Source organism: Cryobacterium lactosi (assembly GCF_004403945.1).
Taxonomy (GTDB): Bacteria; Actinomycetota; Actinomycetes; order Actinomycetales; family Microbacteriaceae; genus Cryobacterium; species Cryobacterium lactosi.
In genome coordinates, this window is sequence record NZ_SOHM01000050.1 from 1 (window position 1) to 13,534 (window position 13,534).

The 13,534-nt window shown below is 68.3% G+C and carries 11 protein-coding genes; 6 read left to right on the forward strand and 5 right to left on the reverse strand.

Annotated features, from left to right (window positions below; translation table 11 throughout):
• Window positions 1-2,500 (forward strand): magnesium-translocating P-type ATPase (mgtA, locus tag E3T61_RS21295; protein WP_134642828.1); only part of this gene is annotated, 2,500 nt, incomplete at its 5' end.
• 48 nt (window positions 2,501-2,548) lie between these two features.
• Here mgtA and E3T61_RS21300 read toward each other — a convergent pair.
• Together E3T61_RS21300 and E3T61_RS21305 are read right to left on the reverse strand one after the other, a co-directional pair.
• Entirely contained in the window at window positions 2,549-2,851 is a 303-nt protein-coding gene (locus tag E3T61_RS21300; RefSeq protein WP_134642829.1) for a DUF427 domain-containing protein, read from the reverse strand.
• 338 nt (window positions 2,852-3,189) lie between these two features.
• Window positions 3,190-4,767 carry a glycoside hydrolase family 68 protein gene (locus tag E3T61_RS21305; RefSeq protein ID WP_134642837.1) on the reverse strand — a complete coding sequence of 526 codons (1,578 nt, stop codon included), beginning with the start codon at window positions 4,765-4,767 and terminating at the stop codon, window positions 3,190-3,192.
• 424 nt (window positions 4,768-5,191) lie between these two features.
• Here E3T61_RS21305 and E3T61_RS21310 point away from each other — a divergent pair, with 424 nt between their 5' ends.
• Together E3T61_RS21310 and E3T61_RS21315 are read left to right on the forward strand one after the other, a co-directional pair.
• A complete protein-coding gene (locus tag E3T61_RS21310) occupies window positions 5,192-6,049 on the forward strand; it encodes a choice-of-anchor L domain-containing protein (RefSeq protein WP_134642830.1) in 858 nt (285 codons plus the stop codon).
• A gap of 4 nt (window positions 6,050-6,053) precedes the next feature.
• Window positions 6,054-7,745 carry a glycoside hydrolase family 32 protein gene (locus E3T61_RS21315; protein WP_134642831.1) on the forward strand — a complete coding sequence of 564 codons (1,692 nt, stop codon included), beginning with the start codon at window positions 6,054-6,056 and terminating at the stop codon, window positions 7,743-7,745.
• 6 nt (window positions 7,746-7,751) lie between these two features.
• Here E3T61_RS21315 and E3T61_RS21320 read toward each other — a convergent pair whose 3' ends face one another.
• The 3 genes from E3T61_RS21320 to E3T61_RS21330 all read right to left on the reverse strand — a co-directional run bounded on the left by E3T61_RS21320 (window position 7,752) and on the right by E3T61_RS21330 (window position 10,320).
• Complete coding sequence (locus E3T61_RS21320; RefSeq protein ID WP_166793356.1) at window positions 7,752-8,306, reverse strand: 2-phosphosulfolactate phosphatase; 555 nt, start codon at window positions 8,304-8,306, stop codon at window positions 7,752-7,754.
• Between the two features lie 171 nt (window positions 8,307-8,477).
• Complete coding sequence (locus E3T61_RS21325) at window positions 8,478-9,743, reverse strand: coiled-coil domain-containing protein (protein WP_134642833.1); 1,266 nt, start codon at window positions 9,741-9,743, stop codon at window positions 8,478-8,480.
• Between the two features lie 130 nt (window positions 9,744-9,873).
• The gene (locus E3T61_RS21330) at window positions 9,874-10,320 is read right to left on the reverse strand and encodes an EVE domain-containing protein (protein ID WP_241992743.1); all 447 of its coding nucleotides are present in this window, start codon (window positions 10,318-10,320) and stop codon (window positions 9,874-9,876) included.
• Window positions 10,321-10,363: 43 nt separating this feature from the next.
• Between E3T61_RS21330 and E3T61_RS21335 the strand changes: the two genes are divergently transcribed.
• The 3 genes from E3T61_RS21335 to E3T61_RS21345 all read left to right on the forward strand — a co-directional run bounded on the left by E3T61_RS21335 (window position 10,364) and on the right by E3T61_RS21345 (window position 13,414).
• Complete coding sequence (locus tag E3T61_RS21335; protein ID WP_134642834.1) at window positions 10,364-10,915, forward strand: hypothetical protein; 552 nt, start codon at window positions 10,364-10,366, stop codon at window positions 10,913-10,915.
• 4 nt (window positions 10,916-10,919) lie between these two features.
• Window positions 10,920-11,555, forward strand: coding sequence for a DUF1684 domain-containing protein (locus E3T61_RS21340; RefSeq protein WP_134642835.1), 636 nt, complete (start codon window positions 10,920-10,922; stop codon window positions 11,553-11,555).
• A 311-nt stretch (window positions 11,556-11,866) separates the two neighbouring features.
• Window positions 11,867-13,414 carry a DEAD/DEAH box helicase gene (locus E3T61_RS21345; RefSeq protein ID WP_134642836.1) on the forward strand — a complete coding sequence of 516 codons (1,548 nt, stop codon included), beginning with the start codon at window positions 11,867-11,869 and terminating at the stop codon, window positions 13,412-13,414.
• Window positions 13,415-13,534 lie beyond the last annotated feature (120 nt).

Here is a 13,534-nt window from a genome sequence, read left to right on the forward strand (position 1 = left end):
CCGCCCCACCCACCCCCGGGCACGCAGCGCGCCCGCCACCACGTTCTGGGCCATGTCCGCCGATGAGGTCGCCGCACTGTTCCCGGCCCTTGAGGCCACCGACCGCCCACTCAGCCAGGCCAGGGGCCGGTCCCGGCTCCGCGCCTGGGTCGGCATCACACTGCGCCAGCTGTCCAGCCCGATCACGATGATCCTGCTCGTGGCGGCCCTCATCGCCACGGCGACAGGCGACACCGTCGACGGGGGTGTGATCCTGCTCATCGTCGTGCTCAGCGCCGCCCTCGGCGCCTGGCAGGAGGGCCGGGCCGCGGACGCCGTTGCGAGCCTTCTGGCCAGTGTCGCCGTCACGGTCCGGGTGCAGCAGGGCGACACCGTGGTGGACCTGCCCACCGATGCCGTGCGTCCCGGCGACCGGATCGTGCTGGACGCCGGCGACCTCGTGCCGGCCGATTGCCGGTTGGTCGAAACCGACGATCTGCAGGTGGACGAGTCCTCCCTCACGGGCGAATCCTTTCCGGTGCCGAAGGTGGCGGGCGAACCGTTGCCCGCCGACACCCCGCTTGCGCAGCGCAGCAACACCCTGTTCAACGGCACCAGCGTGGTCAGCGGCAAGGCCGTCGCCATCGCGGTGCTGGTCGGCGCAGACAGCACCTTCGGGCACATCTCCACCGCCCTGGAGAAGCGGGCCAAGCCCACCAGCTTCGAGACCGGAATCCGCCAGTTCGGCCTGCTGCTGTTGCGGGTGATGGTCGTGATGGTCGTCGCGATCCTGGTGATCACCCTGGTGCTCGGCCGGCCGTTGATCGACTCGCTGTTGTTCGCCCTGGCGCTGGCGGTGGGCATCACCCCGCAGATGCTGCCCGTGGTGGTGTCGGTGAGCCTGGCCGCCGGCGCTCGACGGATGGCCCGTCGCGACGTCATCGTCAAGCGGCTCGACGTGATCGAAGACCTCGGCGCCATGAGCGTTCTCTGCACCGACAAGACCGGCACCATCACCGCCGGCAGCGTGCGTGTCGACCGGGCCACCGACGCCGCCGGGCGGCCCAGCGAGCGGGTGCTCGACCTCGCAGCGCTCAATGCCGGTCTGCAGACCGGCTACGCCAACCCGCTCGACCTGGCCGTGCTCGCCCGCCGGACACCGCCGACCGGCGCGGTGCTGTTGGACGAGGTGCCATACGACTTCACCCGCAAGCGCCTGAGCGTGGTGGCCACCGTCGACGGGCAGCGCACCATGATCACCAAGGGGGCGTTCGAGGGCCTGCTCGCCTGCTGCAGCCAGGTGGAAGTCGACGGCGCCGTGCTCTCGATCGAGCCGCGGCGGGCGGAGATCACGGAGCGGTTCCGCCGTTTCAGTGCCGAGGGCTTCCGGGTGATCGGCCTGGCCGCCGCCCCGATCTCGTCGGAGCGACCGCTCACGGTCGCCGATGAACAAGGCCTCATCTTCATCGGGTTTCTCGCCCTGCTCGACCCGGTCAAAACGGATGCCCGCGCCTCGCTGGCCGAGCTGGCCCGGCTCGGCATACGCACCAAGATCCTCACCGGCGACAACCGCTACGTGGCCGCAGCCCTGGCGCCGCAGCTGGGTATCGAGGCCGGCCGGGTCGCGGTGGGCGCCGACCTGACCGGGCTCGGCCGGGCGCAGGTGCACGAGTTAGTCTCACGCACCAGCATCTTCGCGGAGGTCGAACCGAGTCAGAAGCAGGTCATCGTGACGGCGCTGCGTGATGCGGGTGAGACGGTGGGCTTCCTCGGCGACGGCATCAATGACGCCACCGCCCTGCACGGGGCGGATGGGGGCATCTCGGTGGACACCGCGGCCAGCGTGGCCAAGAAGGCCGCCGCGGTGGTGCTGCTCACCAAGGAACTCGCGGTGGTCGCCACCGGGGTGCGGCTGGGCAGGCACACCTTCGCGAACACGCTCAAGTACGTGCGAGTGGCCTCCAGCGCCAACTTCGGCAACATCCTCAGCATGGTCGTCGCCGCCGCGACGCTGCCGTTTCTGCCGATGCTGCCCGGTCAGATCCTGCTGCTGAACTTCCTAGCCGACATCCCCAACACCCTGGTCTCACGCGACAACGTCGACCCCGAGCGGGTGGAGCGGGCCGGGGTCTGGGACATGCGCCGGGTGACCCGGTTCATGATCGCGTTCGGCCTGCTCAGCACAGTGTTCGACCTGGCCACCTTCGCATTGATGCGCTGGGTGTTCCACACCGACGCCGCCACCTTCCGCACGGGTTGGTTCATCGAGTCCGGGCTCACCCAGTTTGTGGCGATGATGACCCTGCGCACCAGCCGGCCGGCGTGGCGCAGCCGGCCGGACACCGTGTTCTTCTGGGTGAGCCTGGGTGTGGCCGCGGCCACGGTGACGCTCACTTTTACTCCGTTGGGCGCGCTGGCGGCGTTCGTGGCCGTGCCGCCGGCCCTGCTGCTGGCCCTGTTCGCGATGGTGGTCGGCTATGGGCTGTCGAACGAGGTGCTCAAACGGTTCGTGCGGTTCTGAGCGTGGATGCGCATCTTGGCGGTGCAGTCGGAGCGGCGGGGCGTGGAACTAGTCGACGACCTTGAGGTCTTTCCAGAACGCGACGTAACCGCTGTAGTCCTGACCGACCCTGTCGAACGAGCTCGGGGTGGGAGTGGGGTAGCTGAACGCCCCGTCGACCGTCGTCGACACACCATCGGTGACGGTGAAGTACTGGCACTCGCCCTTCCAGGAGCAGGTGTAGGCCGTGTCGGTGGGCGACAGGAACTCGTTCTTGACGCTCGACGGCGGGAAATACCAGTTGCCCTCGATCTTGATGAGTTCGTTCTCGGGTGCTTCGGCCACGATCGTGCCGTTGAGTACTGCCTTCATGCGGGCTCCTTAAACGGTGGTGCAGACGGGTGGGGCGGATGGGCGGGGCCGCGCAGTCTCGCGCGTGACGGATGCAACGCCGGCCGGCGCGGCCGCATTCCCGGCCGCCGGGTACCCGAGACCCGGACCTGGCACCACCTGGACCCGGCGCGAAATCGCCGCCGCCGCCCGCCGCCGGCCCGCCGCCGGGCCGCCGCCGCCCGCTGACCCCCTCAGCCGCCGCATCCACGTGTTGCCACATCCACGAACCCAGGCGGGGACACACCACGATCCCCGCCGCGGCAGCCGCGGTGGGGATCGTGGTCTAGCCGGCACCCGGCAACGTGTGCCGTCCGGTGTTACCCGATCGGACGGGGATCCGGGGTGGCCGGAACATCCGCCACCTGGTTCGCTGGGATGTCGGCGTATTCGCCCAGCCCGTCGGTACCGTAGCTGCGGTCGACGAGCACGTCAGCCCCAGTGATGTTCACTCTCACGGTCGGGGACAGTGTTCCGCCGCGACGGAAGTCGTCCGAGGTGCCGATGCTGTCGATGAACGACTGGACCAAACCGTCGGGCATGACGTAGTGCGAGTACGCCTGGAACTGCCCTGGGTGCTGGTTGAAGTCAGGAGCGAACGGGAATCCGGCGGCGTAGTTGAGGTTGGACGGGCTGCCCAAGGCAAGGCCCGAACCCCGGTTGACCGGCTGGAAGTCGCTTCGGACGCCGTCGCCGACGAAGCCGTAGACACCTTCAGGTCCGTCGATGCCCGGCGCGAACGTCGAACGGTGACTGATTGTGAAGATGTAGTACTTGCCGTCCTTCTGGTAGATCTGAGGACGTTCCGTCTGATCGGTCACGCAGTTGGCTGACAGGATCGGTGGCAGGAAGTGCCACTGGGTCAGAGCCTTGTTGTCCGCGACCGCAAGGCCGACATTGCCCATCCGCAGGTTTGCGTCAGACGCAATCTCCGGCGGGCCACCCGGAACTCCCTCCCCGACCGGCACTTCACGTTGCGGATCGGCGGGATCGTAGCCGAGGTCCTCTGCCGTGCACTCGACCGCCTCGCGTTCTCCTGCAGTGTTGCCCTCGAAGACCATGAAGGTCTTGCCGGGGTGAGCAGGATCCTCAAAGGTGAACGGGTCACGGAAGTTCACGGACGAGTTCTGGTCCTTGGTCTGGTACAGGGTGCCGTCTGGAACCAGCAGCTCATGCTGGTCGCGGAAACCGGTGAGCCACACTCCGGTGTCATCGGCGAAGATTCGACCCTCGGTCTGCACGATGCGAGGATCAGCCGGTTTCACGTCCTGGCCGGCCGCGTCGCGGTAGAAGGCAACCGCCGTGTAGAAGGTGCGCAGCTTATTGCCGGCGAAGATCCGGGTCGAACCGGACCACTCCGTCTGATGGCTGAACGACTGGTCCTCGTAGATTGCTCCGGAGGCGCCTTCAGGGAAGACGAGACCGCCGTAGGTCCAGCCGCCGTCCTCCGGCCTCTGCTCGGTCGGAATATCCGCCTTGCGGAAGAAGAAGCCGAGCTTGGCGTACGTGTGTCGCTCGTCGAATCCCAGATTGCGATCGGCGACCAGCGAGAAAATCACCTCCCAGCCCTTGAAACTGAGCTGATCGGCTTGACCGTTGGTCAGGGTCCAGGTGTCCCAGACCCACACCTGCCCGCCGCTCATGTCGGGGAAGCTCTGCGGGATGGTCGGCATGGTGTATTCCTCGGGCATTGAGTTCTCCCGCGGTGCTGCACTGGGGTCACTCATTGCCTTCAACTGCCGCGCATCAGCGCGCGTCCAGCGTGAGGTGTAGTCCGCGTCAGGCTCATAGGCCTGTTGGCTATGCGGTGTGGGATTGGGAAAGCCCGGGTTGACGGGAACGAAGTCCGCCGCCTGGGCAGGAAGTGCGCCTATGGCCAATGTGCCCGCGATGAGCATGGTGGCAGAGAGCAGGCCTATGGCCGCTCGCCGCGCTGGCCGGTGTTGATTTTTCACGATGTCCGCTTTCGATCAAAAAGTTGGATGATCGACCGCTCAATGACGCTTACCCCAGGGCCAACCATCTGCCTTCAGCCGCGAAAGAGCAAGCATTTCTGAGAAAAAGTCAAGTTTCTTTCGCGGAATTGTGCACAATTCAAAGAAGATTCAAGGCTCTTTTTTGGGCAACTCACAGAACGTTTGGGCTGACCATGCGGTCGATACGACGCATCCTGCCGCGTCAGGTTCTCGCCGTGACGGGGTGGCGCTCTTGACGGTGGTTCTGGCACAGGCGTAGCCTCCTCCCAGATCTCTCAGGTGGCGTCTCTCCCCAGAAGCACCATCCATCGCGGTCGTCCCCCGACGACCCAACACCTGGAGAATCATGGATACCAAAACATCACGGCGGGCGGGCACCCTACGACGGGGCCTTACCGCTGGCGTGGCCACCGTTGCCGCCATCTTGCTCGCGGCCTCGCCCGCTCTCGCCGCCCCGCGCGTGTCAGTGTCGACACTGCGCGAGGTCTCCGCAGCGCAATTGGCGGATTCGCTCGCGGGCCGCGGACTGAAAGTGCAGGACGCCACGTTCTCGGGCACCGCTGTGCAAGCCGGCCTGTACAAGGCTCCGGTGCTCGAAAAGAAGAATTCGACCGGTGTCGCGCTCTCGACAGGGAGCCTCATCGACGCGGATCCACAGTCGGATGCCGACGTCGACTTCACCAAATCCTCACTGCTCGGGCCCAATACGAGACTGACGACAACGGGCGACTTCGGCGGAGCTGGCGATGCCGACCTCACTGCGCAGGCGGGAGTCTCCAGCTACGACGCGGCCGTGCTCACTTTCACCGTGAAGCCCAAGCACAAGCATCTCTACCTCGAATACGGATTCGGCAGCGAAGAGTATGCAAACTGGACCGCACAGGGGTACAACGATGCGCTCGGCATCTGGGTGAACGGCCAGCTGTGTTCCACCGTTCCCGGTACCTCGGAACCCGCCGGAGTCAGCACCATCAATCCGACCGCCCACCCTGAGCTCTACGTGCCCAACTTCACCGACCGCACGCCGGGCACCCAGCCCACGGAAATGAACGGATTCACCAAACCGCTCCAGTGCCACGCAGACGTCACGCCCGGCACCCCGGTCACGGTGAAAATCGCTGTCGCCGACACCCTGGACGGCCAACTCGACACGACTCTGCTCCTCGCGGCAAAGTCGCTCTACTCCAGCCCTTCACGTCCCTGACGAAATGGAGAGCTCGCCGGCCACAGCCGGGACCCCGATTGGGCAGAACGATGGGAAGAAGCGGCGTGGACGCCTCATCGTCATCGCCTCCGTGGTGGTCCTCGTGGTAGCCGGCGCCCTCACGTGGGCACTGCTGGCGCGGCCAAGCGCTCAGCCACCCGTAACGTCGTCCCAGGCGCCAGCGCCGACGCCTCAGCCGACCGATGCCCGGCAGTTCGAGCGGCCGGCTGACTGGTCCGATTACCGCCCGGCGTTCCACCTCACGCCCGCGCAGAACTGGATGAACGATCCGCAACGACCATTCCTCCTCGACGGCGTGTGGCACTACTACTACCTCTACAACGCCGACTACCCCAACGGGAACGGCACCGAGTGGTACCACGTCACATCCACCGACCTCGTGCACTGGAAAGACGAGGGGGTGGCGATCGAGAAATACGGCAACGGCCTCGGTGACATCGAGACCGGAAGCACTGTCATCGACGTCGACAACACCGCCGGTTTCGGCGCCGGTGCGGTCATCGCGATCATGACTCAACAGGCCGACGGCATCCAGCGCCAGTCCCTGTTCTATTCGACGGACGACGGGTACACGTTCACCTCGTACGAGGCGAATCCCGTGATGGAAAACCCCGGGACGACAGACTTCCGCGACCCGAAGGTCATCTGGGATGCCGCCAACCAGGGCTGGGTCATGGTGCTCGCCGAGGGAGCCAAGGTCGGCTTCTACACCTCGCCGGATCTCACCGAGTGGACCTACGTGTCGAGTTTCGAACGGGACGACCTGGGCACCTTGGAATGCCCCGACCTGTTCCAGATGTCCGTGGACGGGGATCCGGCGAACACCCGCTGGGTGCTGGCCGCCAGCGCCCACGGCTCGAAATACGACAAAACAACCGGCTTGGCCTACTGGACGGGAGACTGGAACGGCACATCGTTCACTCCCGACAGCGAGGCTCCGCGCTGGCTGGATGACGGGGCGGACTTCTATGCCGCGGTGACCTGGGACGACCCCCGCGACAGCGCCGAGGAGAGACTGGCCAGCCGCTACGCGATCGGCTGGCTGAACAACTGGGGGTATGCCGGCGACCTGCCCACGACCGACTGGAACGGCGGGATGTTCTCGGCCGTGCGCAGCATCCGGCTGGCCGACCTCGACGGTGCCGCGACCCTCGTTTCGCAACCGGTGGATGCCCTCACCGGACTCGGCGGGGAGGCGACGACCGCAGAGACGATCGTGCTGCCACCCGGCGACTCGGATGCCCTACCGCAGCCCGAGACCGGGTCCTATCGCCTTCAGGTGACCCTGTCGCCCGACGAGGCCGGCCCGGCGCGGGAAGTGCGGGTGAAGGTCAAGGACGGCGGCGGCCATTTCGTCACCGTCGGGTATGACTTCGCGCTGCAACAGGTGTTCATCGCCCGCGATGCCGATGCGGCCGCAGCCACCATGCCGGAGCTGTACCGGGCGGTCCGCCGGGCGTCGAGCCCGTTGCGGGATGGCGCCGTGGACCTCGACATCTTCGTCGACTATGCCTCGGTGGAGGTATTCGCCGATGGGGGTCGGCAGACCCTCAGTTCGTTGGCATTCGGGGAGCCGGGCGCCAACGGTATCCGCGTTGAATCCGTTGACGGCAGCACGGTCGTCAGGTCACTGACCCTGACACCCTTGGCCGTCGCGGCCCCAGAGCGCCAATAGCTCGCCTCAGGCGGGGAAGTTGAAGTCGGTGACGACGGCCACGGCGGCATCCGTGGCCGGGGCCAGTGCGGAGGCGACGGCCGCGGCCTGGCCGGCCTCGGCAAGGGCCTGGCCGGTCTCGGAAGCCTTGACCAGGTGCTTCACGGCCCGCCGGAGACCCACATAACTCGCGGCCGCGGCGGCGGCTTCCGGCGAGCAGTGGTCGATGCCGAGCGCGGCGAGGGCGTCGATCAAGGCGCCGGCCACGAGCTGGTCCTCCATCGCGAAACGGATGCTGCCGTCGGCACGGCTCTCCCCCACCGCGACGACGGCCACGGAGAACCTGTCGCCCTTCTCGGCCTGGCGGGCGAGCGCCCAGTCGGCCACGAGGGCGCTGGTGCCGAGGTCGGCGACGATCACGGTGTGGGCGGCGAGGGTGGTGGGGAAGCCGCGCGCGGCATCCACCGCCGGCAGGGCGTCGGCGAGCACGATCACATCGGCATCGGAGGCGAGGGCTTGGAAACCGGCGAGGCCCCAGTCGAATCGGACCTGGTACTTGATCTGGGGCTGGGCGTCGCTCACCCGTTCAGAATACCGGCGGCGGCTCGGGTCCGGCCAGATTTCTCGTCACGAAAGGACACCGCGGGCCCGGTCCCGAGCGGGCCCGCCCTTCGAGATGCCCTCCTGCGGACGAGTTGCTCCTTCACAGCGGGGCAACTCGTCCGCAGGTGGGCACCTCGGTGCCGCGGAGCGTCAGGGGGCGTCGTAGTGGGCGAGGGCGTCCGCGTCGGTGGCGTGGGTCATCGCCCGGCGGGCCGCGTCGAGCGCGGTGACCGGGTCGGCCTCGACCTCGGCCAGGGTCAGCTGGCGTTCGGCTTCGGCCAAACGGGTGCGGGCGTCGGCGCCCACGCGGCCCCGGTTGGCGGTGATGAAGTCGCGGGTGATGCCGATCTGGCTGCGGGCGGCAAGGCGGGCGCCCACGAAGGCCTCCCGGGCATTGTCGAGCCGCAACTGCCGGTTGCGGGCCTCGGAGCGGGTGACGTCGAGTCCGTCGAGAGCCTCGCGCAACCGGGCGAGGTCTGCGGCCGGATCGCTCACCCGGCCGGGGCGGCGCAACTCGGCCACGACGGTGTCGGCGTCGGCGATGACCCGGTTGAGCTCCGTGCTGGTCTCGGACTCCTCGTGGCGATCACGCAGGGCACGCGCCTCGGCCAGTTCGGTCTCGGCGCCGGCGAGGGCGGTGCCGAGGCTGGCGAAGGCCACGTGCAGCTGGTCTTCGCCGGTTTCGATGGCGTCCAGCAGGGTGGTTGCCGTGAAGAGGCCATGCTCAGCAGCGCTGACCTGGTCGCCGACGGGCTCGGTGGCGCCGGCGGCAAGGCGGGCGTCGGCGGCATCCGCGGCCCGGCGGCCCTCGTCGATGGCGGCGCGGGCCCGCTGAACATTGCCGCTGATCGCGGCCAACGCGGACGCGGAATACGTGGTGGCGAGGCGGTCGAGGGTGGCGGCACCGCCGGCGAGCCGGTCGGTGGCCCGGTCGAGGCGGCGGCGCAGCTGCTCGAGTTGCAGCGGGGCGTTCTGCTCGACGACCCGCTTGGTGTCGAACTCGCGGGTCTGGGCGTTCAGCCGGTTGGTGGCCTCGTCGGCGAGCCGGGTGATCTGTTCGGTCCACTGCCGGGTCTGCGTGTCGGTGTCCGGCACGCCGTCGTCGAGTTTCTGCTTCAGCGCGAACGCCTCGCGCAGCTGGCGTTTGGAGACGTCGAGGGCGGCGGCGAAATCGGCGGTGGCCCGCTCTCCGAACTGCGCGATGGCGAAACCGAGCTCGTCGGTGGCGGCCTCGATGAGGTCGTCCGCCCGCACCAGGCTGATCGCCGCGGTGCGCGCCCGCTCGGCGATCTCGGCGTTCTCTGCCGCGCGGATGCCGCGGGCCTTGCGCCGGGACGCGGACACGGCGAGCGCGATGGCAGCCACGACCACGCCGAGGACGATGACGGACGGGAGCCACCACAAAGCATCTGTCATGGGGCCATCCTATTGAGCGAAGCTGGTGGAATGGCTGATGAAGGGCCGGTCTCAGGCGCGTTTCGGGATCGGCTCGCTGGGTCTCGACAGGCTCGACCGGCGGACGGGGTGCGGGTGCGGGTGTGGGTGGCTAGCGGCGGCGGTCGTCGGCGCTGGGCCGGCGCATCTGCGCGCGGATCAGGTCGAAGTCGTGCCGGCTGATCTCCAGGAGGCCGCGGCGCAGCTGGCGGCCCCAGTTGGGGTCGTCGCGGGTGAGGTCGAGCACCTTCAGCAGCGGCCGGATCGACGCGGGCTCGGCATCCGGGTCGTAGGCCACCTTGCGCCGCCATGGCCGGTACTCGCTGCCTGAGTCGCCGACCTGCACCACCACGTTGTCGCTGACGTAGCCGATCGCGGTGAACTGGCGCAGCCGCTCCCCCTCGAACTCGGTCTTGGGCGAGTAGTACACCAACCCGTCGGACTCGTTCATGCTCTCGAGAATGTCGCGGGCGGCGAAGTTCATCTGGGCCAGGCCCATGGCCACGCTCCGCAGCACATACTCCTGCTGAACCACCCCGAGCCAGTACCGAATCGCCACGTACTAGTTGTACTGCATCACGCCGAGCGCACAGACTGAGGGCATGCGCGTACTGCTGAAAGAGATTCTCGACTGCACCCCGGATGCCGCCTGGCGGGCCCTGGCCAGCCCAGCGGTGTTCCGCGAGGTGAGTGCCCCGCTGATGAGCGTCTCGTCGCTGGAGGCGGACGGTTTCCCCACCCGCTGGTCGCCCGGTGAGCATCCGGTGGCCATGAGCGGGCTGGGCCTGGTTCCGCTGGGCGAACAGATGATCCGGCTCGAGATGCGCACCACCAAGAACGGCGTGCGCATCGTGCACGACACCGGCAACGGCGTCTCCGGTGCGATGAAAGCGGTCACCCACTGGGACCACAGCATGGCCATCGCGCCCGACCCGGCCGGCACCGGCAAGACCCTGTACCGCGACCAGCTGATTTTCTCCGCGGGCCCCGCGACCCTGGCGGTGTGGCCGGGCCTGTGGGCGTTCTGGCAACTGCGGATGCTGCGGCTGAAGGCCCTGGCGCCCACCTGGCAGTATGACCTGGGCGCCGACGATCCCGCATTCGTGGCCGCGGGCGCGGCCGAGGGCTCCGACCGGAGCGACGGGCTAGCCTGACACTATGAGCACAAGCATCGGAGCCCTACAGATCGCCGACTGGCGCCGACGTGTGTTCGGGCTCTATGGCGGGGTGCGCCAGCTGAGCGCGCGCAACCCGGCCGCCGGCCACGAACTGTGGCGCTCCGGCCGCGACGAACTCTTCGCCGGGCATCCGGCCTCGCCGCTGCTGCCGGATGACCGGGCCGCGTTCACCGGCCTCACCGTCGCCGCCTACGATCCGGACTGGCGCTTCGAGGTGGAGGTGCACCGGGCCGAGGAACCGCATCGCATCAAGGTGGAGACCGGCACCGACGGGGTGGTGCCGTTCGACCTGATCGGCACCGTGCGACTGCCCTACATCGGCTCGCTCGACGTCTGGCGGCTGGCCAGCTACGGCGGCGGCCTGTTCCTGCCGCTCAAAGACGCCTTGGCCGGCAAGTCCGGCGGCACCTACGGCGGCGGTCGCTACCTGCTGGACACCATCAAGGGCGCCGACCTCGGCCCCGGAGCGGGCGACGACAGCCTGATCCTGGACTTCAACTTCGCCTACAACCCCTCCTGCGCCTACGACCCGATGTGGGCCTGCCCGCTGCCGCAGTCCGGCAACATCGTTACCGTCGAGGTGCCGGTCGGCGAGCTGTACACGCCGACGGACTAGAGCCGAAAGTCCCGGTCACCCCTCAGTTGGGGGAGATTCTGGCCTGCTGCTTGACAGCATCCGCTAGAGTAGGACTACTTGTGAGTTCGTAGTTGCGCTCACTGCGTCGTAGAACGCCCTCTTCTTTTCGATGGCCGCACCCGCACGAGTACGACTCGTTGTTGGCGGCCCACTCGATTTCCGAATGAAACTTTCTTACGGCGAACGGATGTGCCCATCGGCACCTTCGCCATGTGAATCCTCCTGGCTCCGGCCGTCGCTTCGTCGATACCGGTTCGAGCGAGGAGACTGATGCCCCGAAAGGCACCACTTTGTCTGAAACTTCCTTTGGCGCGCTTGGCGTGCCCGCTCCCCTCGTTGCCGTGCTCACCTCGCAGGGCATCGACAGCCCGTTCCCGATCCAGGTCGACACCCTGCCCGACACCCTCAAGGGCCGCGACGTCCTGGGCCGCGGTAAAACCGGCTCCGGCAAGACCCTCGCGTTCTCCATCCCGATGGTGTCCCGCCTCGGCGGCAAGCTCGCCGGCGGCAAGCGCCGCCCGGGTCGCCCGCTCGGCCTGATCCTCGCGCCGACCCGTGAGCTGGCCACCCAGATCACCGCAGCGCTCACCCCGCTTGCCGAGGCCTACGGCCTGAACACCACCACCATCTTCGGCGGCGTCTCGCAGAACCGTCAGGTCGCCGCGCTCAAGGCCGGCGTCGACATCGTCGTGGCCTGCCCCGGCCGCCTCGAGGACCTCATGAAGCAGGGCTTCGTGAACCTCGACTCCGTCGAGATCACCGTGCTCGACGAGGCCGACCACATGGCCGACCTGGGCTTCCTGCCCGTCGTCACGCGCATCCTGGACAAGACCCCGTCCAGCGGCCAGCGCCTGCTGTTCTCCGCCACGCTCGACAACGGCGTGGACAAGATCGTTCGCCGCTTCCTGCACAACGAGGTTCTGCACTCGGTCGACGAGGCCACCAGCCACGTCTCCGCGATGACCCACCACGTGTTCGAGGTCGACACCGCCGAATCCAAGAAGGAGCTCATCGAGAAGCTCGCTTCGGGCACCGGCCGTCGCATCCTGTTCATGCGCACCAAGCACCACGCCAAGAAGCTGGCCAAGGCGCTGACGGATGCCGGCATCCCCTCCGTCGACCTGCACGGCAACCTGTCCCAGGTGGCCCGTGACCGTAACCTCGCGGCGTTCAGCGCCGGCGATGTGAAGGTGCTCGTCGCCACCGACGTCGCCGCCCGCGGCGTGCACGTGGACGACATCGAACTCGTCATCCACGTGGACCCGCCCGCAGAGCACAAGGCGTACCTGCACCGCTCGGGCCGCACGGCTCGTGCCGGCAGCGCCGGTGACGTGGTCACCATCGTGCTGCCCGCGCAGAAGCGCGACACCGACCAGCTGCTGCGCAAGGCCGCCATCACGGTGACCCCGCAGCGCGTGAACGCCGGCTCCGCCGCCGTGATCGCCCTCACCGGTGACGTGGCCGCGTACGTCAAGCCCGTTCCCCGCGTCGAGCAGCCGCACGGCCAGTCGCAGGGCGGCCGCTCGCAGGGCGCCAACGCCCAGCGCAAGCGTGTCAACCGTGACGACCGCGACAACGGCGGCCGCGGTTCGCGCGACTCCGGTGGCCGTGGCGGCCGTAGCGGCGACGCCGTTGCCGCCGGTGGTGGCGCTCGTCGTGAGCGCACCGAGCGTCCGGCCTCCTCCGGCCGCAGCCACGCGCCCCGCACCGGTGGTTCGGGTTCCGGCTCGGGCGGCTCCGGTCGCTCCGGCGGCCTGCAGGTCGGCGGCCTGGTCCGCGGCTCCGGTTCCACCGGCGGCGGCGCCCGCCGTTCGGCTCCGCGCCGCGCGCAGGGCTAGTCAGCCCGCAGCATCCACTTGTACGACCCGAACGGGCCGGCTCCTCTGGGGGCCGGCCCGTTTGGCGTTGGTGGGTCGCGGGCTGGCGGGGTCGGCTGGCCGGGGCGTGCGGCCGGGGCG

Bases quoted from the DNA above. Each gene is read 5' to 3' on its own strand.
- E3T61_RS21300 (WP_134642829.1), bottom strand. From the start codon at position 2,851: ATGAAGGCAGTACTCAACGGCACGATCGTGGCCGAAGCACCCGAGAAC.
- E3T61_RS21305 (WP_134642837.1), bottom strand. From the start codon at position 4,767: ATGCTCATCGCGGGCACATTGGCCATAGGCGCACTTCCTGCCCAGGCG.
- E3T61_RS21310 (WP_134642830.1), top strand. From the start codon at position 5,192: ATGGATACCAAAACATCACGGCGGGCGGGCACCCTACGACGGGGCCTT.
- E3T61_RS21315 (WP_134642831.1), top strand. From the start codon at position 6,054: ATGGAGAGCTCGCCGGCCACAGCCGGGACCCCGATTGGGCAGAACGAT.
- E3T61_RS21325 (WP_134642833.1), bottom strand. From the start codon at position 9,743: ATGACAGATGCTTTGTGGTGGCTCCCGTCCGTCATCGTCCTCGGCGTG.
- E3T61_RS21335 (WP_134642834.1), top strand. From the start codon at position 10,364: ATGCGCGTACTGCTGAAAGAGATTCTCGACTGCACCCCGGATGCCGCC.
- E3T61_RS21340 (WP_134642835.1), top strand. From the start codon at position 10,920: ATGAGCACAAGCATCGGAGCCCTACAGATCGCCGACTGGCGCCGACGT.